At 70.3% G+C, this 21,596-nt stretch carries 24 protein-coding genes and 1 riboswitch; of the genes, 13 read left to right on the top strand and 11 right to left on the bottom strand.

Annotated features, from left to right (window positions below):
• A complete protein-coding gene (ybeY, locus tag Q392_RS17875; protein ID WP_038210635.1) occupies window positions 1–462 on the top strand; it encodes an rRNA maturation RNase YbeY in 462 nt (153 codons plus the stop codon).
• 8 nt (window positions 463–470) lie between these two features.
• Window positions 471–1,214, top strand: coding sequence for a sulfite exporter TauE/SafE family protein (locus Q392_RS17870; protein ID WP_038210633.1), 744 nt, complete (start codon window positions 471–473; stop codon window positions 1,212–1,214).
• Window positions 1,215–1,218: 4 nt separating this feature from the next.
• Here the strand turns inward: Q392_RS17870 and dtd are convergent, their stop codons facing one another.
• Window positions 1,219–1,662, bottom strand: a complete 444-nt coding sequence (gene dtd, locus Q392_RS17865) for a D-aminoacyl-tRNA deacylase (RefSeq protein ID WP_038210632.1) — start codon at window positions 1,660–1,662, stop codon at window positions 1,219–1,221.
• Window positions 1,659–2,582, bottom strand: coding sequence for a cation diffusion facilitator family transporter (locus Q392_RS17860; RefSeq protein WP_038210631.1), 924 nt, complete (start codon window positions 2,580–2,582; stop codon window positions 1,659–1,661). The genes dtd and Q392_RS17860 overlap by 4 nt, the downstream gene beginning before the upstream one ends.
• Before the next feature lie 121 nt (window positions 2,583–2,703).
• Between Q392_RS17860 and Q392_RS17855 the strand changes: the two genes are divergently transcribed.
• Both Q392_RS17855 and Q392_RS17850 read left to right on the top strand, forming a co-directional pair.
• A complete protein-coding gene (locus Q392_RS17855; protein WP_038210630.1) occupies window positions 2,704–3,198 on the top strand; it encodes a FecR family protein in 495 nt (164 codons plus the stop codon).
• A complete protein-coding gene (locus Q392_RS17850) occupies window positions 3,195–3,839 on the top strand; it encodes an OmpA family protein (protein ID WP_342665614.1) in 645 nt (214 codons plus the stop codon). The genes Q392_RS17855 and Q392_RS17850 overlap by 4 nt, the downstream gene beginning before the upstream one ends.
• 67 nt (window positions 3,840–3,906) lie before the next feature.
• Here Q392_RS17850 and tyrS read toward each other — a convergent pair whose 3' ends face one another.
• On the bottom strand, window positions 3,907–5,139 hold the full coding sequence (gene tyrS / locus Q392_RS17845; protein ID WP_038210629.1) for a tyrosine--tRNA ligase: 1,233 nt from the start codon (window positions 5,137–5,139) through the stop codon (window positions 3,907–3,909).
• 165 nt (window positions 5,140–5,304) lie between these two features.
• On the opposite strand from tyrS, the gene Q392_RS17840 reads away from it, so the two are divergent.
• Window positions 5,305–6,657 carry a M23 family metallopeptidase gene (locus Q392_RS17840; RefSeq protein ID WP_038210677.1) on the top strand — a complete coding sequence of 451 codons (1,353 nt, stop codon included), beginning with the start codon at window positions 5,305–5,307 and terminating at the stop codon, window positions 6,655–6,657.
• A gap of 60 nt (window positions 6,658–6,717) precedes the next feature.
• Entirely contained in the window at window positions 6,718–7,833 is a 1,116-nt protein-coding gene (locus Q392_RS17835; protein WP_038210628.1) for an anhydro-N-acetylmuramic acid kinase, read from the top strand.
• Window positions 7,834–7,837: 4 nt separating this feature from the next.
• Here Q392_RS17835 and mdtD read toward each other — a convergent pair whose 3' ends face one another.
• The 4 genes from mdtD to rplM all read right to left on the bottom strand — a co-directional run bounded on the left by mdtD (window position 7,838) and on the right by rplM (window position 10,682).
• On the bottom strand, window positions 7,838–9,283 hold the full coding sequence (gene mdtD / locus Q392_RS17830) for a multidrug transporter subunit MdtD (protein WP_157008055.1): 1,446 nt from the start codon (window positions 9,281–9,283) through the stop codon (window positions 7,838–7,840).
• A gap of 70 nt (window positions 9,284–9,353) precedes the next feature.
• Window positions 9,354–9,725 carry an iron-sulfur cluster insertion protein ErpA gene (gene erpA / locus Q392_RS17825; protein ID WP_038210627.1) on the bottom strand — a complete coding sequence of 124 codons (372 nt, stop codon included), beginning with the start codon at window positions 9,723–9,725 and terminating at the stop codon, window positions 9,354–9,356.
• Window positions 9,726–9,849: 124 nt separating this feature from the next.
• Window positions 9,850–10,242: a 30S ribosomal protein S9 gene (gene rpsI / locus Q392_RS17820; RefSeq protein ID WP_038210625.1), complete on the bottom strand. Its 393-nt coding sequence runs from the start codon at window positions 10,240–10,242 to the stop codon at window positions 9,850–9,852.
• Window positions 10,243–10,253: 11 nt separating this feature from the next.
• Window positions 10,254–10,682 (bottom strand): 50S ribosomal protein L13, encoded by a 429-nt coding sequence (rplM, locus tag Q392_RS17815; RefSeq protein ID WP_038210624.1) that lies wholly within the window; start codon window positions 10,680–10,682, stop codon window positions 10,254–10,256.
• Between the two features lie 263 nt (window positions 10,683–10,945).
• Between rplM and Q392_RS17810 the strand changes: the two genes are divergently transcribed.
• Both Q392_RS17810 and Q392_RS17805 read left to right on the top strand, forming a co-directional pair.
• Window positions 10,946–11,839, top strand: coding sequence for a 23S rRNA (adenine(2030)-N(6))-methyltransferase RlmJ (locus Q392_RS17810; RefSeq protein WP_038210622.1), 894 nt, complete (start codon window positions 10,946–10,948; stop codon window positions 11,837–11,839).
• 187 nt (window positions 11,840–12,026) lie between these two features.
• The gene (locus tag Q392_RS17805) at window positions 12,027–12,893 is read left to right on the top strand and encodes a transporter substrate-binding domain-containing protein (protein ID WP_038210621.1); all 867 of its coding nucleotides are present in this window, start codon (window positions 12,027–12,029) and stop codon (window positions 12,891–12,893) included.
• A 6-nt stretch (window positions 12,894–12,899) separates the two neighbouring features.
• Here the strand turns inward: Q392_RS17805 and Q392_RS17800 are convergent, their stop codons facing one another.
• The 4 genes from Q392_RS17800 to ahcY are packed head-to-tail and all read right to left on the bottom strand — an operon-like array spanning window position 12,900 to window position 16,672.
• Window positions 12,900–13,607, bottom strand: a complete 708-nt coding sequence (locus tag Q392_RS17800) for a septal ring lytic transglycosylase RlpA family protein (RefSeq protein WP_084217156.1) — start codon at window positions 13,605–13,607, stop codon at window positions 12,900–12,902.
• Entirely contained in the window at window positions 13,604–14,449 is an 846-nt protein-coding gene (metF, locus tag Q392_RS17795; RefSeq protein WP_038210619.1) for a methylenetetrahydrofolate reductase [NAD(P)H], read from the bottom strand. Before metF ends, Q392_RS17800 begins: the two co-directional genes overlap by 4 nt.
• On the bottom strand, window positions 14,446–15,201 hold the full coding sequence (locus Q392_RS17790) for a TlyA family RNA methyltransferase (protein WP_038210617.1): 756 nt from the start codon (window positions 15,199–15,201) through the stop codon (window positions 14,446–14,448). Before Q392_RS17790 ends, metF begins: the two co-directional genes overlap by 4 nt.
• 13 nt (window positions 15,202–15,214) lie before the next feature.
• Window positions 15,215–16,672, bottom strand: a complete 1,458-nt coding sequence (gene ahcY / locus Q392_RS17785; protein ID WP_038210615.1) for an adenosylhomocysteinase — start codon at window positions 16,670–16,672, stop codon at window positions 15,215–15,217.
• A gap of 60 nt (window positions 16,673–16,732) precedes the next feature.
• Window positions 16,733–16,819, bottom strand: a riboswitch (S-adenosyl-L-homocysteine riboswitch).
• A gap of 178 nt (window positions 16,820–16,997) precedes the next feature.
• Here ahcY and Q392_RS17780 point away from each other — a divergent pair.
• From Q392_RS17780 to Q392_RS17760, 5 genes are all read left to right on the top strand, one after another.
• Window positions 16,998–17,414: a DUF2170 family protein gene (locus Q392_RS17780; RefSeq protein WP_038210613.1), complete on the top strand. Its 417-nt coding sequence runs from the start codon at window positions 16,998–17,000 to the stop codon at window positions 17,412–17,414.
• Window positions 17,415–17,447: 33 nt separating this feature from the next.
• Complete coding sequence (locus tag Q392_RS17775; protein ID WP_038210612.1) at window positions 17,448–18,173, top strand: PspA/IM30 family protein; 726 nt, start codon at window positions 17,448–17,450, stop codon at window positions 18,171–18,173.
• Between the two features lie 71 nt (window positions 18,174–18,244).
• Entirely contained in the window at window positions 18,245–18,619 is a 375-nt protein-coding gene (locus Q392_RS17770; protein WP_038210611.1) for a hypothetical protein, read from the top strand.
• A 49-nt stretch (window positions 18,620–18,668) separates the two neighbouring features.
• Window positions 18,669–19,313, top strand: a complete 645-nt coding sequence (locus Q392_RS17765; RefSeq protein ID WP_038210609.1) for a hypothetical protein — start codon at window positions 18,669–18,671, stop codon at window positions 19,311–19,313.
• 138 nt (window positions 19,314–19,451) lie between these two features.
• The gene (locus tag Q392_RS17760) at window positions 19,452–21,590 is read left to right on the top strand and encodes a flotillin family protein (protein WP_038210608.1); all 2,139 of its coding nucleotides are present in this window, start codon (window positions 19,452–19,454) and stop codon (window positions 21,588–21,590) included.
• The last annotated feature ends 6 nt before the right edge of the window (window positions 21,591–21,596 follow it).

Below are 21,596 nucleotides of genomic sequence, written 5' to 3'. Positions count from 1 at the left end.
ATGGCGCTGCCCGAGCTGTCGCTGTCCCTGCAGTTCGCCCGCTTCGATGGCGTGGCGCGGCACCGCGCCGCCCTGCCGCGGCACCGGGTGGCACGCTGCATCCGCCATGCGCTGGCGCTGCCCGGCGAGCTGGCGGTGCGCATCGTCGATGCCGACGAAGGCCGGCGCCTGAACCGCGAGTTCCGCGGCAAGGACTACGCCACCAACGTGCTGACCTTCGACTACGCCGCCTCGCCGGTCGTCATGGCCGATCTGGTGCTGTGCGCGCCCGTGGTGGCGCGCGAGGCGAAGGAGCTGCGCGTGACGCTGGCGGCCCACTATGCGCACCTGCTGGTGCACGGCACCCTGCACGCCCAGGGCTGGGACCACGAGACCGGCGAGGCAGACGCGCAGGCGATGGAGGCGCGCGAGACCGCGATCCTGGCCGGGCTGGGCATCGCCGACCCCTATCGCGGACGCTGAACGCCGCCATGTTCGACATCGCCCTGCTGCTGGCCGCTGCCTTCGTCGCCGGCGCGCTCAACGCTGTCGCCGGAGGCGGCAGCTTCCTCACCCTGCCGGCGCTGGTGTTCACCGGCGTGCCGCCAGTGGTGGCCAATGCCACCGGCACGGTGGCGCTGCTGCCGGGCTACCTGGCCGGCGCGTGGGGCTTCCGCGAGGACTGGCAGAGCCCACCGGGGCTGACGATGCGCAGCATCGTGCTGTGGTCGCTGGTGGGCGGCGCCGCGGGCGCCGCGCTGCTGCTGCTCACGCCGGACAGCACCTTCCGCCTGATCGTGCCCTGGCTGCTGCTGGCGGCGACGCTGCTGTTCGCCCTGGGCCCGCGCATCCGGCGCTGGACGGCCGGCGCCCACGGCGCCTCGCCGCTCAAGGCGGCGTTCGGCGTGCTGGCGGTCTCGGCCTACGGCGGCTACTTCAACGGCGGGCTGGGCATCCTGCTACTGGCGCTGTTCGCGCTGCTGGGCCAGACCCAGCTGCATGCGATGAACGGCATGAAGAATCTGGTGTCGGCGCTGCTGACGGCGATCGCCGTCGCGATCTACGCCGCCGGCGGCCTGGTGCAGTGGCCACAGGCGCTGATGATGATGGTGGCCGCCACCGCCGGCGGCTACGGCGGCGCCCGCCTGGCACGCCGCATCCGGCCCGAGTGGCTGCGCGCCGGCATCGTGCTGGTGGGACTGGCGATGGCGGCGCTGTTCTTCTGGAAGGGATAGTGGTTCAGGGCGCCATCTGCAGCGGGATGGTCACCGGCCCGTCGTTGACCAGGTGCACCTGCATGTCGGCGCCGAAGACGCCGGTAGCCACCTCCGGGTGCAGCGCCCGGGCGCGCGCGACGAAGGCGTCGTAGAGCCGCCGGCCCTCGTCCGGCGGCGCGGCCTGCGTGAAGCTGGGCCGGTTGCCGCCGCTCGCATCGGCCGCCAGGGTGAACTGGCTGACGATCAGGAGGCCACCGCCCACGTCCTGCACGCTGCGGTTCATCTTGCCGGCGTCATCGCTGAAGATGCGCAGCTTCAGGATCTTGGCCAGCAGGCGCTCGCCGACCGCCTCGTCGTCGCCCCGCTCGGCACACACCAGCACGAGCAGCCCCCGGCCGATGCGGCCGGCGCATTCGCCGGCGATCTCCACGCGCGCCTCGCTCACGCGCTGCAGCAGGGCCTTCATCGCGTATCCCCTTCCCCAGTGGCCTGCACGGCGCGCGCCTCCATGTCCAGCGGCAGCAGTTGCAGCGTGACGCGCAAGCCCGGCACGGCGTCCATCAGCGCCTGCTCCAGCGCGTCGCGCAGGCCGGCGGCGCGCTGGAGCGTCCACTGGCCCGGCACGTGCATGTGGATGTCGGCGAAGAGGCGCTGACCCGAGCGCCGCGTCGCGATGTCGTCGAAGCGCAGGACGCCGCCGTCCGGCGCTTCGGCGGCGAAGCGGTCCAGCACGGCCTGGATGGCGGCCTGCTGCGCCGGCTCCAGCGCGTGGTCCATCAGGCCCTGGCTGGAGCGCCACACCAGCCGCGCGCCCTCGCGCACGATGTTGGCCGCCACGGCCAGCGCCAGCAACGGGTCCAGCCACAGCCAGCCGGTAAGCATCACGGCCAGCACCCCCACCAGCACGCCGGCCGAGGTCCACACGTCGGTCATCAGGTGCCGGCCGTCGGCCTCCAGGGCGATGGAGTGGTGCACCCGCGCCGCCTTGAGCATCAGCAGCGCCAGCGCCGCGTTCAGCCCCGCGCTGGCCACCGACAGCGCCATGCCCCAGCCGAGCCGCTCCAGCGGCTGCGGCGCCAGCAGCCGGCCGACCGCCGCCCAGCCGATGGCCAGCGCCGCCGCGATGATCAGGATGCCCTCGAAGCCGGAAGAGAAGTACTCGGCCTTGTGGTGGCCGTAGGGATGGCCCTCGTCCGCCGGCCGGTTGGCGATGGTGATCATCGCCAGCGCGAACACGGCGCTGGCCAGGTTGACGAAGGACTCCATCGCGTCCGAGATCAGCCCCATCGAATGGGTGATCCAGCCGGCGGCCCCCTTGAGGGCGATGGTCAGCAGCGCCACCGCCACCGACAGCCGCAGCAGGGTGCGGGGGCTCGGCGCGGCCAAGGAAGATCGCGGGGAAAAGTGAAGCACAGCACGATGCCGGGGGCCGGCGGAAGCCCGCGATTATGAAGGGCGCGCCCTGCTCGCTTACCATTGACGCCCCCCGAAACACCCCCGGAGCACCATGAGCCACCGCCTGACGATCCTGTGCGCGGGCCTGCTGGCGGCGGCCGCCGCCTTCGCCCAGCCGACACCCGCCGCGGCACCGCAGCCCTCGGCCGAAGCCGGCGCCGAAGCAGCGGCCGGCTTCATCAAGTCGGCGCAGGGCGACGTGCGCGTGCTGGGCACCGACGGCACCGGCCGCCCGGCCCGGCCCGGTGACCGCGTCCTGCCGATCGACCGCGTGAGCACCGGCCCCGATAGCGGCGCCAGCCTCGTCCTGCGCGACGGCACCACGCTGGTGATGGGCCCCGAGTCGCGGGTCGACCTGAAGCAATTCCACTTCGACCCGACGACGCAGGAAGGCGGCATCCTGGTGTCGCTGCTGCGCGGGTCCATGCGCATGATCACCGGCCTCATCGGCCGGACCCAGCCCGACGCGGTGCGGGTGGAAACGCAGACCGCCACCATCGGCATCCGCGGCACCGACTTCATCGTGACCGACAGCGGCCAGCCGTGAGCCGCCCGACCGCACCCCGCTCCCCCGCCCTGGCCACCGCGCGGCGGCTGGCCGCCCTGTGCACGCTCGCCGGCGCCGCGCTGCTGGCCGCCTGCACGACGCCCGCCACGCGGGTCGTGCTGCTGCCGCAGGAAGACGGCAAGCCCTCGGCCGTGGTGGTCCGCACCGAGAACGGCCAGCAGGTGCTGGACCGGCCCTACCTGCAGGCCACGGCGCCGCACGGCACCCAGGCCGCGCCGACGGTGGACACGGTCGACCCCGCCGAACTGCAGCGCGACCACCCCCAGCTCTTCGCGCTGCGGCCTCCGGCGCCCCAGCACTACACGCTGTACTTCGTCTCGGGCGGCACGGTGCTCACCGAAGCCTCGCAACTGACCGTGCAGGAGATGCTGGCGGCCGCCCTGGCGCGGTCGGGCGCCGACATCGTGGTCACCGGCCACACCGACACCATGGGCGCCGGCCCGCGCAACGATGCACTGTCGCGCGAACGCGCCGCCGAGGTGCGGCAGATGCTGGTGCAGCGCGGCTTTCCCGCCGTGCGCATCGAGGCCGTCGGCCGCGGCGAACGCGAACTGGCCGTTCCCACCGCCGACGAGGTGGATGAGCCGCGCAACCGCCGCGTGACCATCGACGTACGCTGAATTCCGGCGGCCGCGCCGAAAGACAAACGGGGCCCGCGGGCCCCGTTTTCCTTGCCGCCAGCGGCCGTCAGCCGACCGTGACCCGCGCGAACTTGCGCTTGCCCACCTGCACGACGTAGGTGCCGGCCGGCAGCTTCAGGCCCTTGTCGCTCACCACGGCCGAATCCACCCGCACGCCGCCGCCGTCGATCAGGCGGTTGCCCTCCGAGGTGGACGACGCCAGCCCCGCCTGCTTGAGCAGGTGCGCGATGCCCAGCGGCGCGCCGGTCAGCGCCACCTCCGGGATCTCGTCGGGCACCCCGCCCTTGCTGCGGTTGACGAAGTCCTGCTCCGCCGCCTCGGCCGCCTGCGCGCTGTGGAAGCGCGTGGTGATCTCCTTGGCCAGCATCACCTTGGCGTCCTTCGGGTTGCGCCCCGCTGCCACCTCGGCCTTCAGCGCCTCGATGTCGGCCAGCGAGCGGAAGCTCAGCAGCAGGTACCAGCGCCACATCAGCTCGTCCGAGATCGACAGCACCTTGGCGAACATGGTGTTGGCGTCCTCGCTGATGCCGATGTAGTTGCCCTTGCTCTTGGACATCTTCTCGACGCCGTCCAGCCCCTCCAGCAGCGGCATGGTCAGGATGCACTGCGGCTCCTGGCCGTACTCCTGCTGCAGGTGGCGCCCCACCAGCAGGTTGAACTTCTGGTCGGTGCCGCCCAGTTCCAGGTCGCTCTTCAGCGCCACCGAGTCGTAGCCCTGCATCAGCGGGTAGAGGAACTCGTGCACCGAGATCGACTGGCCGGCGTGGAAGCGCTTGTGGAAGTCGTCGCGCTCCATCATGCGCGCCACCGTGTACTTGGCGGCCAGTTGGATCATGCCGCGCGCGCCCAGCGGGTCGCTCCACTCGGAGTTGTACCGGATCTCGGTCTTCGATTCGTCCAGCACCAGCTTCGCCTGGGCGAAGTAGGTCTCGGCATTGGCGCGGATCTGCTCGGCCGTCAGCGGCGGGCGCGTGGTGTTGCGCCCGGAGGGGTCGCCGATCAGGCTGGTGAAGTCGCCGATCAGGAAGATGACGGTGTGCCCCAGGTCCTGCAACTGGCGCATCTTGTTGAGCACCACGGTGTGACCCAGGTGGATGTCGGGCGCCGTCGGGTCCAAGCCCAGCTTGATGCGCAGCGGCTGGCCGGTGGCTTCCGAGCGCTGCAGCTTCCTGACCCACTCGTCCCGGGGCAGGAGCTCGTCCACACCACGAAGTGAAATGTCAAGCGCTTGTCTTACACGATCAGACGGCGGTTGACTAGTGAAAAACTCGGAAGTCATTCGAATTTTTGTGGAGAAAGCAACGGCCGGCGCTATACTCCGCCCGTTTTGCCAAAGCGGTGCATTGTAGAGAGCGCGCCGCTTCCTCGCCCCGCCGGGCGCGGCCCGCGACATGCGGCAGCCGGCGGTCGCTGACTCCAAGCTGGGTTTCTCGTTTTGTCCAAACTGATCAACGGCATTCTTGCCGCGGAGGAGGCTGTTGCCTCCCGCGTCGCGCATACCGTCAAGACCTACCCGCGCCAGATCACCGCGGCCATCGCAACGCTGCTGCTGTGCGCCGGCGGCGGTGCCTTCGCCGTGGCCAACCTGGGCCCGGATGCCTCCGACCTGCCGGTGCGGCAGGTGTTCGAGGCCGTCACGCCCCTGCCGATCGACAGCCAGGGCGCCGAACTCGACGGCCACCGCTTCACCCTCTTCCGCAGCGAGCAGACGCGCGCCGGCGACACCGCCGAGGCGCTGCTGGGCCGCCTGGGCGTGGCCGACGGCGATGCCGCCGCCTTCGTGCGCGGCAACGCGCAGGCGCGCGCGGCGCTGTTCAACCGCGTCGGCCGCACGGTGTCGGCCGAACTCGGCCAGGACGACCGCCTGATCAGGCTGTCGGCGCGCTGGATCCCCGACGTCGACGGCAGCTTCCGCCGCTTCGTGGTCGAGCGCATGCCGGGCGGCTTCGTCGCCCGCATGGAGGCCGAGGCGCTGACGCCCGGCTCGCGCCTGGCCAGCGGCGTGGTGAAGAGCTCGCTGTTCGCCGCCACCGACGCCGCGCGCGTGCCCGACAGCATCGCCAGCCAGCTGGCCGACATCTTCTCGGGCGACGTGGACTTCCGCCAGCTGCGCAAGGGCGACCGCTTTGCGGTGGTGTACGAGACCTTCGACGCCGACGGCCAGGTCCTGCGCACCGGCCGCGTGCTGGCCGCCGAGATGCAAAGCGCCGGCAAGACATGGCAGGCGCTGTGGTTCCAGCCGCCCGGCGGCAAGGGCGGCTACTACCGACCCAACGGCGACAGCCTGCGCAAGGCCTACCTGAGTTCGCCGGTGGAGTTCACCCGCGTGTCCAGCGGCTTCGCGATGCGGATGCACCCCATCCTGAACAGCTGGCGCCAGCACAACGGCATCGACTTCGCCGCGCCCACCGGCACGCCGGTGCGCACCGTAGGCGACGGCAAGGTGGACTTCGCCGGCCAGCAGAACGGCTACGGCAACATCGTCATCATCGGCCACCGCAACGGCCAGCAGACGGCCTACGCGCACCTCTCTCGCATCAACGTCAAGGAAGGCGAGCAGGTCGAGCAGGGCCAGACCATCGGCGCCGTCGGCTCGACCGGCTGGGCCACCGGGCCGCACCTGCACTTCGAGTTCCGCATCAACGGCGAGTACCACGACCCGAGCACCATCGCCCAGCAGAGCGAGGGCAGCACCGCGCTCACCGCCGCGCTGCGGCCGGCCTTCGACAAGCTGGCGAGCGCCTCCCGCACCGAACTGGCCGCAGCCTTCTCCGTGGTCCAGGCCAGCGCGGATTGACCCTCGCGTGACACCCATCCTGAAAACAGGGCGCCGCACGGGCGCCCTTTTCTTTTCCGCATGACCGAGCGCTTCATCGGCCTGATGTCGGGCACCTCGCTCGACGGCGTCGACGGCGTGCTGGCCGAATTGGACGCCGGCCGCATCGCCGTGCGCGCCCACGCGGCGCGCCCCTTCCCCGCGCCGCTGCGCGAAGAACTGCTGGCCCTCAACACCCCCGGCGGGCGGGACGAACTGCACCGCGCGGCGCTGGCCGCGAACGCCCTGGTGCGCGTCTACGCGGACACCGTCGCGGCCCTGCTCGTCGACACCGGCCTGCCTCCCGCGGCCGTGCGCGCCATCGGCGCGCACGGCCAGACGGTGCGCCACCGCCCCGGCGAGTTCGACGGCACCGGCTACACCGTACAGCTCAACAACCCGGCGCTGCTGGCCGAGCTGACCGGCATCGACGTGGTGGCCGACCTGCGCAGTCGCGACGTGGCCGCCGGCGGCCAGGGCGCGCCGCTGGTGCCGGCCTTTCATGCCGCGCTGTTCGCGCCCGGTGATGAGGGCGTGGCGGTGCTCAACCTGGGCGGCATCGCCAACCTGAGCCTGCTGCCGCCCGGCGACGGCGCGGTGCTGGGTTTCGACTGCGGGCCGGCCAACGCCCTGCTGGACCACTGGTGCCAGCGCCACCGCGGCGCACCCTACGACGCGAACGGCGACTGGGCCGCCGGCGGCCAGGTACTGCCGGACCTGCTGGCGCGGCTGCTGGTCGAGCCCTACTTCGCCCGCCCCGTGCCCAAGAGCACCGGTCGCGACCTGTTCCACCCCGACTGGCTTGCGGCCCGCCTCGGCGATGCGGCCTCGGCCGATCCGCAGGACGTCCAGGCCACCCTGGCGGAACTGACGGCGCGCACCTGCGCCGAGCATCTGCAGCGCCACGGTGCCGGGCTGCCGCGCCTGATCGTCTGCGGCGGCGGCGCCTTCAACGCGCACCTGATGCGGCGGCTGGCCACCCTGCTGCCGGGCGTGGCCGTCGAGTCCTCCGCCGCGCACGGCCTGCCGCCGCAGCAGGTGGAGGCAGCCGCCTTCGCCTGGCTGGCCTGGCGCATGCTCGCGCGCGCGCCGGGCAACCTGCCCAGCGTGACCGGCGCCGCCGGGCCGCGCGTCCTGGGTGCTCTGTACCCGACCTGAAGCCTCAGCCGTGGCCTGACACTTCCGGGCCCTCCGGCTGCGGCGCCCGCGCCTCGGCTGGCAGTTGCCAGAACACCGCCGCCGAGGCCAGCGTGATCAGCCCCACCGTCACGAAGGTGGCCTGGAAGGCGTGCAGCGCCGCGCCGGGCTCCACGCCGGCGCCGAAGGCGCGGCTGAAGCCGGAGAGCACGGCGCCGGCGATCGCCACCCCCAGGCTCATCGCCAGCATCTGCACCATCGACAGCAGGCCGTTGCCGCTGCTGGCGCTGGCGCCGTCCAGGTCCTTGAGGGTGATGGTGTTCATGGCCGTGAACTGCAGCGAGTTGAAGGCGCCGAAGGTCGCGAGCAGCGCGACGTGCAGCGCCCAGGGCGTGGCCGGCGTGGCGAGGGCGAAGCTGGCCATCAGCACGCCGATGATCGCGGTGTTGGCCACCAGCACCGTGCGGTAGCCCAGGCGCAGGATCAGCGGCGTGGCCACCCGCTTCATCGCCATGCCGGCCAGCGCGGTGGGCAGCATCATCAGGCCGGCGTTGAAGGGCGAATAGCCCAGCGCCACCTGCAGCGAGATCGGGATCAGGAAAGGCATCGCCCCGCTGCCCAGCCGGCAGAACAGGTTGCCCATCAGCCCCACCGACAGTGTGCGCACGTGGAACAACTCCGGCGAGAACAGCGGCCGCGGATGGCGCGCCGCATGCAGCCAGTACACCACCAGCGCCACGAAGCCGAACACCGCCAGCACGGCGGTGTTGCCGCGGCCCAGGCCCATCTCGGTGCCGCCCTCGATGGCCAGCGAGATCGACACCATGCCGAAGGCCAGCAGCGCGTAGCCGGCCAGGTCGAAGCGCGGCGTGTCGGCGTTGCGCGCATCCGGCATGAAGCGCCAGGTCGCCAGCAGGCCGATCAGGCCCACCGGCAGGTTGATCAGGAAGATCCAGTGCCAGGAGGCCACCTGCACCAGCCAGCCGCCCAGCGTGGGGCCCAGCAGCGGGCCGATGAGGCCGGGGATGGCGACGAAGGCCATGGCCTGCAGGAATTCCCCGCGCGGGAAGGTGCGCAGCACCGCCAGCCGCCCCACCGGCAGCAACAGCGCCCCGCCCAGCCCCTGCAGCACGCGCGAGGCCACTAGCTCGCTCAAGCCCCGCGAGGCGGCGCAGGCCAGCGAACCGAGCGAGAACAGCACGATCGCCAGCATGAACACCCGCCGGGTGCCGAAGCGGTCGGCCAGCCAGCCCGAGGCGGGGATCAGCATGGCCATCGTCAGCGAGTACGCCACCACCACCGACTGCATGCGCAGCGGGCTCTCGCCCAGGCTGGCGGCCATCGCCGGCAGCGCCGTGTTGATGATGGTCGCGTCCAGCGTCTGCATGAAGAAGCCGATGGCGACCAGCCACAGCAGCAGGCGGCGGCTGCCGGCGGTGGAGGCCAGGGGCGGGACGAGGGAATCGCTCATCGCAGGAAGGATGCAGACGGCAATGAAAAAGCCGCCCGAAGGCGGCTCGCGGTGCACAGGATGGTCAGGCTCACGCCGAGAAGCTGGAGCCGCAGCCGCAGGTGCTGCTGGCGTTGGGGTTCTTGATCACGAACTGCGCGCCCTGCAGGTCTTCCTTGTAGTCGATCTCGGCGCCGACCAGGTACTGATAGCTCATGGCGTCGATCAGCAGCGACACGCCGTTCTTGGTCATGGTCGTGTCGTCGTCGTTGGTGATCTCGTCGAAGGTGAAGCCGTACTGGAAGCCCGAGCAGCCGCCGCCCTGCACGAACACGCGCAGCTTCAGGTCGGGATTGCCCTCTTCGGCGATCAGGTCGGCCACCTTGGCCGCGGCGGCGTCGGTGAAGACGATCGGGTCCGGCATCGCGGCCGGCGTGGCGATGGTTTCGGCAACAGCGCTCATGGAATCGGTTCTCCGTGGGGGCGGCCTTCCAGGGGCGGAGGGCAGCCGATGAGGGGATGCTACCCCAGCCAAAGAAAAACCGCCTCGAGGGCGGTTTTTCCGGTGGCAGCAGCCAAGCAGGGGATCAGCGCTTGCTGAACTGCTTGCGACGGCGTGCGGAGTGCAGGCCGACCTTCTTGCGCTCGACCTCGCGGGCGTCGCGGGTCACGAAGCCGGCCTGGCTCAGCAGCGGCTTGAGGTTCGCGTCGTAGTCGATCAGCGCGCGGGTGATGCCGTGACGCGTGGCGCCGGCCTGGCCCGATTCGCCGCCGCCGTGGACGTTGACCTGGATGTCGAAGGCCTCGACGTTCTCGGTCAGCACCAGCGGCTGCTTGGCGATCATGATCGAGGTCTGGCGGCCGAAGAACTGTTCGATCGGCTTGCCGTTGACCGTGATCTTGCCGGTGCCCTTCTTGAGAAACACGCGGGCGACGCTGGACTTGCGACGGCCGGTGCCATTGTTCCAATCACCAATCATCTCAAGACTCCTCAGATTTCCAGCGCCTTGGGCTGCTGCGCGGTGTGCGGATGCTCCGCGCCGCCGTAGACCTTCAGCTTCTTGATCATGGCGTAGCCGAGCGGGCCCTTGGGCAGCATGCCCTTGACGGCCTTCTCGAGCGCGCGGCCGGGGTGCTTGGCCTGCATGTCGCGGAAGTTGGTGGCGGTGATGCCGCCGGGATAGCCCGAGTGACGGTAGTACACCTTGTCGGTGGACTTGGCGCCCGTGACCTTAAGCTTGGAAGCGTTGACGATGACGATGAAGTCGCCCGTGTCGACGTGAGGCGTGTAGATGGCCTTGTGCTTGCCGCGCAGTCGGAGGGCCACTTCGCTGGCGACCCGTCCGAGAACCTTGTCGGTTGCGTCAATCACAAACCACTCGTGCTTCACGTCAGCGGGCTTGGCGCTGAACGTAGACATGAGATTTCCTTGTAGGGAAGCGGTTTGGCGGGCCCTTTTCCACGGTCGGCCTCCTCATGGTGCACCCCAAATGTCACGTAGGACACGGCGTGCGGCGGGAAGCTCTTAGGTGGGAGAATGACTTTGCCGCGGGGCCCGAAATCGCTGCAAAGCCCGCCATTGTAGCGCGGCTGGGGCCAATTGCCCAGGGGCTGCCGCCGAGCACCGACAATCGCGGGTTCGCCGCTCTGGCGGCATCATCCCCTTCATCCGTCCCACCTCCCATGTTCAGCTACCGCCACGCCTTCCATGCCGGCAACCATGCCGACGTGCTCAAACACACGGTGCTGATCGCCGTGCTGGAGCACCTGCTGCACAAGGACACGCCGCTGACCGTGGTGGACACCCATGCCGGCGCCGGCCTGTACCGCCTGGACGGCGACTACGCGGGCACCAGCGGCGAGGCGGCCGATGGCGTGCTGCGGCTGCTCGCCGGCACGCCGGAGCCGGCCCCGCCGCCGGCCCTGGCCCGCTACCTCGAGGTGGTGCGCGGCTTCAACCCCGGCGGCGGCAACCGTGTCTACCCCGGCTCACCCTTCATCGTGCAACGCCTGCTGCGCCCGCAGGACCGGCTCAAGCTGTGCGAACTGCACCCTACCGACGCGCGCACGCTGGCCGCCAATGTCGCCCAGCTGGAGGCGGGCCGCCAGGTGGCGGTGCTGCGCGAGGACGGCTTCGGCACGGCGACGAAGTTCCTGCCGCCGCCCTCGCGCCGGGCGATGGTGCTGGTGGACCCCAGCTACGAGATCAAGACCGACTACGCCCGCACCGCCGCCTTCGTGGGCGAGGCGCTCAAGCGCTTCGCCACCGGCGTCTACGTGGTCTGGCATCCGATCATTCCCCGGCCGGAGGCGCACGACCTGCCGCGCCGCCTGCGCACCCTGGCCACCCGCGCCGGCAAGCCGTGGCTGCACGCCACGCTGACGGTGAAGTCGAGCAAGGTCGTGGCCACGCCCGACGGACAGGCGCGCCGCCCCGGCCTGCCGGCCAGCGGCATGTTCGTGCTGAACCCACCCTACACGCTGGCGGAGCAGTTGCGACCCGCCCTGGCCTGGCTGGCGCCGCAGCTGGCGCAGGACCGGCACGCCGACTTCACGCTGGACGGCGCATCAGCCTAGGCTGCACGGCACAGCGCGGGCGGCACATGCCGCCAACGGCGGGCCGACGGCCATGCGTGCAGTTGTTCACGCCGTCCGCCGCTTCATCCTGCAGGTTGTAAAAAACCGACTTCCGGTCTATTTTCACCGCGGCTCTCCCGTCCTACATTCGGGCCCGTCACACATCGGGCAATCGAGGGAGAGATACGTGGACAAGCGGGCATTCGCACGCTGGCTGGCGCTGGCCGTGTGCATCACGGCGGCAGCTCCGGCACAGCCGCAGGAAAGAAAACGGGTCGACACGCTGACGCGGATCCAGGCGGAGGGCGTCATCCGCATCGGCGTGCGCGACAACGCGCCGCCCTTCGCGTATCACGACACCGCCGGCAGGCCGGCCGGATTCGCGTGGGACGTGTGCCGCGCGCTGGTGCGCGAGCTGGAGGCCCAGCTCAGGCGGCCGATCGAGATCCGCACCACGCCGGTCTCGCTGCCCGGCTCCTTCGAGATGCTCGCGGACGGCCGCATCGACCTGCAGTGCGGCAGCACGACGCACACCGCCGAGCGCGCGCAGAAGGTCGACTTCAGCCACACCTTCTTCGTCTCGGGCATCGTGGTGTCCTACCGGAAGGACGAGGTTCGCTACGCGCATCCGATGGAGTTCGGGCGGGTGGGCGTCGTCGCCGGCTCGACCGCCGAGGGCATCATGAAAAAGCGGGCGGCACAGGGCGGTGCGGCCCGGGTCGAGGCCGTGGTGCCGGTGCCCGGCTATGACGCCGGCGTGGAGATGCTGAAGAAAAAGCGGATCGACACGCTGTTCGCAGACAGCGTGCTGGTGCCGCTCGACCCGGATATCGCGCGCCGCGGCACGCTGGAGACGGTGGAGCCCTATGCGCTCATGCTGCGCAAGGGCGACCGGGCCTTCGGCGAGCAGGTCGACCGGGCCCTGCTGAACCTCCTGCACAGCCCCGCGATGCTGCAGATGGCGCAGGCTGCGAGACTGGGCGGCAAGATCAACCACCTGACGCAGGAGATCTGGCGCCGGCCTTCGCGCGACCCTGCGCCGCAGATGTACTGACGCGGACTACCGGCGCCGGCGGGCCGGCCGGGGAGCCGGGGCGGCCTTGCGCGCGGATGGCGCGGGGGGCGCCGGATCCGCATCGACGCCCGAAGAGGCGCCGTTCTCGGCCACGTCCACCGCCGCGCCATTGCAACGCCCGCCCTCGGCGCCGATCAGCGTCAGCGTCACCTGCTTGATACCCAGGCCGATCATGTCGAGCTGCTCGGCGGCGGCCCGGCTCAGGTCGATGACCCGGCCGGCGGCGTAGGGGCCGCGGTCGTTGACGCGCACCAGCACTTCCTTGCCGTTGACCAGGCTGCGCACGCACACGCGGGTGCCGAAAGGCAGCTTCTTGTGCGCGGCAGTGAACGCGCCCATGTCGAAGCGCTCGCCGCTGGCCGTCCTGCGCTGGTGGAACTGGATGCCGTACCAGGAGGCGCCGCCGCGCTCGTACACCTCGCCGGGCGGCTGGTCGCCGGGCGCGCCGTCGTCGGGCGGCAACTCGTCTTCGGCGCGGCCGATCGCGAGGTCGTAGCGCACGGAGGGCACGCGGGAGCGCGGCGCCTCCAGCGGCGTGCCGGCCTGGCGGGCCAGCGGCTTCAGCGGCTCCGCGGAAGCACCCGCCGCGGCCGGCGGCTCGGCGGGCGGCGTGGTGCAGCCGCCCAGCAGGCCGAGCAGCCAGGCCGCGCCCAGCCAGCGCGCCCGACGGATGGCCGCCGATGCCCTCCTCATGCCCCCCAGCCCAGCCGCTGCAGCACGCCGAGCGTGGCCTGCGACTGGTTCATCGTGTAGAAGTGGATCGCCGGCGCGCCGCCCGCGCGCAGCCGCTCGCACAGTTGCGCCACCACGTCCAGCCCGAAGGCGCGGATCGAGGCGACGTCGTCGCCGTAGGCCTGCAGGCGCAGGCGGATCCAGCGCGGGATCTCGGCGCCGCAGGCGTCGGAAAAGCGCATCAGCTGCGTGGAGCTGGTGATGGGCATGATGCCCGGCACCACGGGCACGTCCAGGCCGAGCGCCCGCGCGTCCTCGACGAAGCGGAAGTACGCCTCGGGGCTGAAGAAGTACTGGGTGATGGCCGAGTCGGCCCCGGCCTGCACCTTGGCGGCGAAGGCCCGCAGGTCGGCCTCGGGGCTGCGCGCCTGCGGGTGCACCTCGGGGTAGCAGGCCACCTCGATGTGGAAGTCGCGTCCGGTCTCCTCGCGGATGAAGCCCACCAGGTCGCTGGCGTACTGGAACTCGCCGCCGATGCCGTAGCCGCTGGGCAGGTCGCCGCGCAGCGCCACCAGGCGCTTCACGCCCATCGCCTTCAGTTCGGCCAGTTGCGTGCGCACCGTCTCGCGCGTGGCGCCGATGCAGGAGAAGTGGCTCGCGGCATCGACGCCCTCCTGCAGGATCTCGCGCACCGCGCCGAAGGTGCCGGCCTGGGTGGAGCCGCCGGCGCCGTAGGTGACGGAGCAGAACTGCGGCTTCATCGCGTAGAGCTGCTGGCGCACCGCACGCAGCTTGACCACGCCCTCGGGCGTCTTGGGCGGAAAGAACTCGAAGCTCAGGGAGAGCGGGGAGGCGGTCGTCATGTTTTCCTCAACACCATCAGGAACTCGCGGTTGCCGTCGCCGCCCAGGATCGGGCTGTCGTGCCAGCCGGCCCAGGCCAGGCCCAGCGCGTCGGCGGCACCGCGCAGCTTGTCGCGTACTTCGTCGTAAGCGGCCGCGTCGCGCACGATGCCACCCTTGCCGATGCGGCCCGGCTGCAGCTCGAACTGCGGCTTGGCCAGCAGCAGCATGCAGCCGCCGGCGGCCAGCAGCGGCGCCAGCGCCGGCAGCACCAGCGCCAGCGAGATGAAGGACAGGTCGCCGACCACGAGGCCGAAGCCGCCCGGCGGCAGCGCGCCGCCCAGGCCGGCGGCGGTCAATGCACGGGCGTTCACGCCCTCCAGCGCCGTCACGCGCGGGTCGGCACGCAGCCGTTCGTGCAACTGGCCATGCCCCACATCCACGCCGACCACGCGCGCCGCGCCGTGGCGCAGCAGGCAATCGGTGAAGCCGCCGGTGGACTGGCCCACGTCGAGGCAGACCAGGCCGGCGGCATCCACGCCAGCCAGGCGCAGCGCGGCCTCCAGCTTCAGGCCGCCACGCGAGACATAGCGCGTCTCGGCGTCGTCCTCCGGCTGCAGCTCTGCCGCGGGCGGCAGCTCCTCGCCGTTCTTGGCGACGCGCCTCCACGCGCCGCCCGCCAGCCGCCACTGCACGCCGGCCGCGATCAGCCGCTGCGCCTGCGCACGCGAGGCGGCCTGGCCGCGCTCCACCAGCAACTGGTCGGCGCGCATCGCAGCCCCTCGCTCAGTAGCGATAGGTATCGGGCTTGTAGGGGCCCTGCACCGGCACGCCGATGTAGGCGGCCTGCTCCTTGGTCAGCTTCGTGAGCTGTGCGCCCAGCTTCGACAGCTGCAGCCGCGCCACCTTCTCGTCCAGGTGCTTGGGCAGCACGTACACCTTGCCCGGCTGGTAGTCCCTGGACTTGGAGAACAGCTCGATCTGCGCGATGGTCTGGTTGGCGAAGCTGGAGGACATCACGTAGCTGGGGTGGCCGGTGGCGCAGCCCAGGTTCACCAGGCGCCCCTTGGCCAGCAGGATGATGCGCTTGGCCGGCTTCCTGCCCTGCCTGGGGAAGATCACGTGGTCAACCTGCGGCTTGATCTCTTCCCACTGGCAGTGCTTCTCCAGCGAGGCGACGTCGATCTCGTTGTCGAAGTGGCCGATGTTGCAGACGATGGCCTGGTCCTTCATCGCCGCCATGTGCGCGTAGGTGATGACGTCCTTGTTGCCGGTGCAGGTGACGAAGATGTCGGCCTTGTCGGCGGCCTCTTCCATCGTCACGACGCGGTAGCCTTCCATCGCGGCCTGCAGGGCGTTGATCGGGTCGATCTCGGTGACCCACACCTGCGCCGACAGCGCGCGCAGCGCCTGGGCCGAGCCCTTGCCCACGTCGCCGTAGCCGCACACCACGGCGATCTTGCCGGCCACCATCACGTCGGTGGCGCGCTTGATGCCGTCCACCAGCGACTCGCGGCAGCCGTACAGGTTGTCGAACTTGCTCTTGGTCACCGAGTCGTTGACGTTGATCGCGCGCAGCGCCAGCGTGCCCTTGGCCGACATCTCCTGCAGGCGGTGCACGCCGGTGGTCGTCTCCTCGGTCACGCCGATGATGTTCTTCAGGCGGCGGCTGTACCAGGTGGGGTCGTCCTTGAGCCGGGCCTTGATGGCGGCGTGCAGGATCTTCTCTTCCTCGCTCTTGGCCTTGCCCAGCGCCTTGATGTCCTTCTCGGCGCGCGCGCCCAGGTGCATCAGCAGCGTGGCGTCGCCGCCGTCGTCCAGGATCATGTTCGGGCCTTCGGCCTTGCTGCCCTTGAGGCCGAACTCGAAGATGCGGTGCGTGTAGTCCCAGTAGTCCTTCAGCGACTCGCCCTTGATGGCGAACACCGGCGTGCCGGCGGCCGCGATGGCGGCGGCGGCGTGATCCTGCGTCGAGAAGATGTTGCACGAGGCCCAGCGCACTTCGGCGCCCAGCGCCTGCAGCGTCTCGATCAGCACGGCCGTCTGGATCGTCATGTGCAGCGAGCCGGCGATGCGCGCGCCCTTGAGCGGCTTGCTCTTGGCGTACTCGTCGCGGATCGCCATCAGGCCGGGCATCTCGGTCTCGGCGATGGCGATCTCCTTGCGGCCCCAGGCCGCCAGGCCCAGGTCGGCGATCGCGCAGTCGACGTTGGTCAGTTGTTTGGAAGTGGCAGGCGCGTTCATCAATACTCCATACGGCAGGTTGAAGACGACCACGTTCTGGGGAAACTCACCGCACAGAGCCGTGGGCGAGCGTCGTTGCAAAGAATCGGTCCGAGCCTCGCGACCGCTCCGCTCCGGGCGGGGGACGCTGCAACGCTCCTCGGAAGTGGGCGAATTATAGAAAGGGCGCCGCGCACCGCCGCCGCACGGGGCCGTCCGGCGGAGGATCCTTGACATTTCATGTCAAAAATCCGTTGACATGATATGTCGCGCGACCGCATACTGCATTCACCGTCGGGCTCCGGCGAGGCATCCGATCCACGGCCATCACGATTAGGAGGGCACCATGACCGTTCTGCTCCATCAGCTCAGCAACCTGGACACGCTGACGTCGGCCGTGATGGGCGGCGTCGGTGTGCAGTTGCAGCCCATCGCCGGCGAGGTGCCGGTGATCCAGGTCTGCATCGAGGGGCGCGACGAGCTGCCGATCTTCGTGACCTGCTCGGACACGCAGTTGATCTGCCTGTGCTACCTCTGGACCGACGAGGACGTGCGCGCGGACCGCCGCGCCGAGCTGCACGAGGCCCTGCTGGACCTGAACCCGTCGGTGCCGCTGTCGTCCTTCGGCCGCGTGGGCCAACGCTACGTGCTCACGGGCGCCCTGGCCCGCAGCGCGCGCGCCGAGGACGTGGCCCACGAAGTCGCCGTGCTCAGCGACAACGCCCTCGACGCCCTCGATGCGCTGGCCGACTACCTGCGCTGACCTCCCCGCCCCGAACCCACACAGGAGCCGAACATGACCGTCATCAAGAAACTCGTCACCCTGCTACGCGGCAGCGCCCGCGAACTGGGCCAGAGCGTGGTCGACAACAACGCCACGCGCATCTACGAACAGGAGATCGTGGACGCCAAGGCCAGCATCGCCGAGGCCAAGACCGAACTCACGGCCGTGATGGCCAAGGAGATGCAGACCGCGCGCGACATCGAGCGCATCAAGGGCGAGATCCGCCGCCACGAGGACATGGCCCTGCAGGCCCTGGACAAGACCGAGGAGGGCCTGGCGCTGAAGGTGGCCGAGCGGGTGGCGGCGCTGGAGGGCGAGATGCAGGTGCAGACGCAGGCGCACGCCGGCTTCGCCGTGCAGGTGGGCCGCCTCAAGGACCTGATCCGCAGCGCCGAGGCGCGCGTGCGCGAGCACGAGCGCGAGATCGGCATCGCCAAGACGACCGAGAGCGTGTACCGCGCCACGCAGAGCATCTCGGACAGCATCGGCAGCACGGGCTCCAGGCTCACGAGCGCGCGCGAATCGCTGGACCGCATCAAGAAGCGCCACGAGGACCTGGCCGACCGCATGGCCGCCGCCGAGGAACTGGACCAGGAGTTCGGCCACAAGGCACTGGAGAACGAACTGGCCGCGGCCGGCATCGGCGACAGCGACAAGAGCCGCGCCGAGGCCGTGATGGCGCGGCTGCGGGCGCGCCGCGCCGCAGGCACAGGCGACGGCGGCGCGCCCGCCGCCTGAAGGGCGCGCACCGGCCGACCCGCGCGGCGGCCGGGCCGCCCGGCATCCAGCGTCACACGCACGTCACCAACATGGACAACAACAGCACGAAGCGAAAGACACCGGCCCGCTGGCAAGGCTCCGAATCGGCACTGCGCGCCGTGCAGGTGGCCTTCGACGTGGAGGAGGCGGTGATGGAGGCGATCCGCGCCGCCGCCTTCCGCGAGAACGTGTCCACCTCCACGCAGATCCGCCACGTGCTGGGCCTGCCGGTGGCGGGCAAGCCCAAGCGGCCGCGCCTGACCGTCACGCTGGACGAGTCCGACTACGTGCTGCTGGCCCGGCGCTACGGCCTGTCTCCCGAAGACCGGCTGGGCATCAAGGAGGCCGCCACGCGCGAGCTGATCAACTTCATGCCGCAAGGCGCCCCATCGCGCAGCCCGGCCGCCAGGAAGCGCAAACGCTGACCGTCCGGCCGCCGAACCCGCTTCGCCACCTCACAAGAACAAGGGCACCATGCGCGAATTCCTCTCCGTCGTCTTCGGCTTTCCCACATTCATCTACAGCCTGCTGCTGGCGGTGATGCTGGTCTACTGGATCGCCGCCATCGTGGGCCTGGTCGACTTCGGCGAGAGCAGCATCGACCTGGACATCGCCCAGCACGCCGACGCGAGCGCGGACGACCTGGGCGCCATCGCCGGCTACGTGGTGGCCTTCGGCCTGTCCGGCGTGCCCTTCTCCATCGTGGTCACGCTGCTGGTGGTGATCGGCTGGACGCTCAGCACGCTGGCCGGCATCTGGCTGCTGGCCTGGGTGCCCACGCTGGCGCTGCAGGTCGTGGCGGGGCTGGTGGTGCTCGCGGCCTGCTTCGCGCTGTCCATCGTGATCGCGGCGCGGCTGGTGCGCCCCTTGCGCGGCGCCTTCGTGACGCAATACGCCCGCCAGAACAGCGACCTGATCGGCCAGCCCTGCACAATCACCACCGGCGTGGTCGACGAGAGAGAGGGCCATGCCGAAGTGGCGCAGCGCGGCGCGGGCATCCTCATCCAGGTGTGGGCGCCCAGCCCCAACCCGCTGCGCCGCGGCAGCCGGGCGCTGATCGTGGACTACGACGCGGCCCGGCGCCGCTATCTCGTGCAACCCATGGAGGGAGAACCGTGATGCACCGAACGACGACCCGGCCGCCCGGCCGGTGCCGACCCGTGCCGCCATCCGCCGCACGATCGCCCTGAGAGCGCCTCGCTCCTGCCCTTCATCCCGCCCGCCGGCCCTAAAAATTCCTTGCAAGCGAGCCTCAGCATGTCCCTGTCTCCCTCGATCATCACCTTCCTGGTCCTCGCCGCCATCGCGGTGATCGTGATCTTCGGCATCTTCGCGATGTTCTCCCGCTTCTATCACAAGGTGGAGCAGGGTCACGCGCTGATCATCAACCCCTTCCGCGGCGACCCCAAGGTCACCTTCACCGGCGGGCTGGTGTTGCCGATCATCAACAAGGCCGAGTTGATGGACATCTCGATCAAGACCATCGAGATCGACCGCTCGGGCGACCAGGGCCTGATCTGCGCCGACAACATCCGCGCCGACATCAAGGTGAAGTTCTTCGTGCGTGTGAACCAGACCGCCGAGGACGTGCTGCACGTGGCGCAGTCCATCGGCTGCGACCGGGCCTCCAACCAGTCCACGCTGGAAGACCTGTTCTCGGCCAAGTTCTCCGAAGCGCTCAAGACGGTGGGCAAGGCCATGGATTTCGTCGACCTGTACGACGCGCGCGACGCCTTCCGCGACAAGATCATGAGCCAGATCGGCAACGACCTGTCGGGCTACGTGCTCGAGAGTTCGGCCATCGACTACCTGGAGCAGACGCCGCTGGCGCGCCTGGACGCCAACAACATCCTCGATGCGCAGGGCATCAAGAAGATCACGCAGCTCACCGCCGTGGAGCACGTGACCACCAACGAGCTGCGCCGCAACGAGGAAATGCAGATCAAGAAGAAGAACGTGGAAACGCAGGAGGCCCTGCTCGAGCTGGAGCGCCAGCAGGCCGACGCCACGGCGCGCCAGGCGCGCGAGGTGGCCAGCGTGAAGGCCCGCGAGGAGGCCGAGACCTCCAAGATCCAGGCCGAGGAGCACACCCGCGCAGAGATGGCGCGGCTGCAGGCCGAGCAGCAGATCTCGGTGCAGAACGAGAACGTGCTGCGCGAGAAGGAGGTGGCCGAGAACAACCGCAAGCGCGCGGTCGTGATCGAGCAGGAGCGCGTGACCCGCGCCCGGGACCTGGAAGTGGTGGCGCGCGAGAAGGAAGTGACGCTGCAGCAGATCGAGAAGGACAAGGCCGTCGAGGTGCAGAAGAAGGCGATCGCCGACGTCATCCGCGAGCGCATCGTGGTCGAGCGCACGGTGGCCGAGCAGGAAGAGGCGATCAAGGAAGTGCGCGAGGTGGCAGAGGCCGACCGCACGCGCAAGGCGGTGGTGATCGGCGCCGAGGCGGCTGCCGAGGAGAAGGTGATCCTCGAGGTGAAGGCGGCCGAGGCGCAGGAGCGCAAGGCGCGCCACAAGGCGGCCGAAGACCTGGTGCTGGCCGATGCGCGCCTGAAGGTGGCCGAGCGCGAGGCCGAGGCCAAGAAGCGCGAGGCCGAGGGCATCGAGGCCCTGACGGCCGCGCCCGGCCTGGCCGAGGCCAAGGTGCAGGTGGCCGGGGCCAGCGCCAAGCTGGCCAGCATGGAAGCCGAGGCCACCGGCAAGGAGAAGGTGGGCCGCGCCGAGGCGCAGGTGACCGAGGTGCAGGCGCAGGCCGACGCCGTGGGCATCCGCGCCCGCATGGAGGCCGAGGCCGCCGGCAAGGAAAAGATCGGCCAGGCCGATGCGCTGGTGCGCACCGTGGACGCCGAGGCGCTGGCCAAGCAGGGCGATGCCGAAGCGCACAACATCGACGTGAAGTTCAGCGCCGAGGCGCGCGGCCTGAAGGAGAAGTTCGAAGCCATGAAGGCCATGAGCCCCGAGACGCGCGAGCACGAGGAATACCGCATGCGCCTGGAGCGCGCGCACCTCGAGACACTCAAGCAGATCGACGCGCAGCAGGCCATCGCCCGGGAGCAGGCGGAGGTGCTGGGCGTGGCGCTGAAGAACGCCCGCATCGACATCGTGGGCGGCCAGGGAGACTACTTCGACAGCTTCGTGCGCGCGCTGTCGGTGGGCAAGGGCATCGACGCGGCCGTGAACAAGAGCGATACGCTGCAGGTGGCGTTCAAGGAGCAACTGGCGGGCGAGCGCGACGTGGTGGAAGACGTCAAGCAGATCCTCGGCGCAGCGGGGCAGTCGGCGGGTGAATTGCAGAACCTCAGCGTGTCGGCCCTGATCGGTAAGGTGATGAGCGAAGGCACGGACAGCCAGAGGCACGCGCTGCAGCAACTGGTGCAGAGCTTCAGGAAGCCCGGCTGACGCCGC

Source organism: Xenophilus azovorans DSM 13620, from assembly GCF_000745855.1.
Classification (GTDB): domain Bacteria; phylum Pseudomonadota; class Gammaproteobacteria; order Burkholderiales; family Burkholderiaceae_C; genus Xenophilus; species Xenophilus azovorans.
The sequence above is the reverse complement of the archived record's forward strand: the minus strand, read 5'-3'. Positions and strand labels throughout refer to the sequence as shown.

What these genes read in the sequence shown, in the direction of transcription:
- metF (WP_038210619.1), bottom strand. Translation starts at nt 14,449, where the DNA reads ATGACGACCGCCTCCCCGCTCTCCCTGAGCTTCGAGTTCTTTCCGCCC.
- mdtD (WP_157008055.1), bottom strand. Translation starts at nt 9,283, where the DNA reads ATGAGCGATTCCCTCGTCCCGCCCCTGGCCTCCACCGCCGGCAGCCGC.
- dtd (WP_038210632.1), bottom strand. Translation starts at nt 1,662, where the DNA reads ATGAAGGCCCTGCTGCAGCGCGTGAGCGAGGCGCGCGTGGAGATCGCC.
- Q392_RS17855 (WP_038210630.1), top strand. Translation starts at nt 2,704, where the DNA reads ATGAGCCACCGCCTGACGATCCTGTGCGCGGGCCTGCTGGCGGCGGCC.
- tyrS (WP_038210629.1), bottom strand. Translation starts at nt 5,139, where the DNA reads ATGACTTCCGAGTTTTTCACTAGTCAACCGCCGTCTGATCGTGTAAGA.
- Q392_RS17760 (WP_038210608.1), top strand. Translation starts at nt 19,452, where the DNA reads ATGTCCCTGTCTCCCTCGATCATCACCTTCCTGGTCCTCGCCGCCATC.
- Q392_RS17770 (WP_038210611.1), top strand. Translation starts at nt 18,245, where the DNA reads ATGGACAACAACAGCACGAAGCGAAAGACACCGGCCCGCTGGCAAGGC.
- Q392_RS17765 (WP_038210609.1), top strand. Translation starts at nt 18,669, where the DNA reads ATGCGCGAATTCCTCTCCGTCGTCTTCGGCTTTCCCACATTCATCTAC.
- Q392_RS17835 (WP_038210628.1), top strand. Translation starts at nt 6,718, where the DNA reads ATGACCGAGCGCTTCATCGGCCTGATGTCGGGCACCTCGCTCGACGGC.
- Q392_RS17810 (WP_038210622.1), top strand. Translation starts at nt 10,946, where the DNA reads ATGTTCAGCTACCGCCACGCCTTCCATGCCGGCAACCATGCCGACGTG.
- Q392_RS17775 (WP_038210612.1), top strand. Translation starts at nt 17,448, where the DNA reads ATGACCGTCATCAAGAAACTCGTCACCCTGCTACGCGGCAGCGCCCGC.
- rplM (WP_038210624.1), bottom strand. Translation starts at nt 10,682, where the DNA reads ATGTCTACGTTCAGCGCCAAGCCCGCTGACGTGAAGCACGAGTGGTTT.
- Q392_RS17870 (WP_038210633.1), top strand. Translation starts at nt 471, where the DNA reads ATGTTCGACATCGCCCTGCTGCTGGCCGCTGCCTTCGTCGCCGGCGCG.
- ybeY (WP_038210635.1), top strand. Translation starts at nt 1, where the DNA reads ATGGCGCTGCCCGAGCTGTCGCTGTCCCTGCAGTTCGCCCGCTTCGAT.
- ahcY (WP_038210615.1), bottom strand. Translation starts at nt 16,672, where the DNA reads ATGAACGCGCCTGCCACTTCCAAACAACTGACCAACGTCGACTGCGCG.
- Q392_RS17800 (WP_084217156.1), bottom strand. Translation starts at nt 13,607, where the DNA reads ATGAGGAGGGCATCGGCGGCCATCCGTCGGGCGCGCTGGCTGGGCGCG.
- rpsI (WP_038210625.1), bottom strand. Translation starts at nt 10,242, where the DNA reads ATGATTGGTGATTGGAACAATGGCACCGGCCGTCGCAAGTCCAGCGTC.
- Q392_RS17780 (WP_038210613.1), top strand. Translation starts at nt 16,998, where the DNA reads ATGACCGTTCTGCTCCATCAGCTCAGCAACCTGGACACGCTGACGTCG.
- erpA (WP_038210627.1), bottom strand. Translation starts at nt 9,725, where the DNA reads ATGAGCGCTGTTGCCGAAACCATCGCCACGCCGGCCGCGATGCCGGAC.
- Q392_RS17790 (WP_038210617.1), bottom strand. Translation starts at nt 15,201, where the DNA reads ATGCGCGCCGACCAGTTGCTGGTGGAGCGCGGCCAGGCCGCCTCGCGT.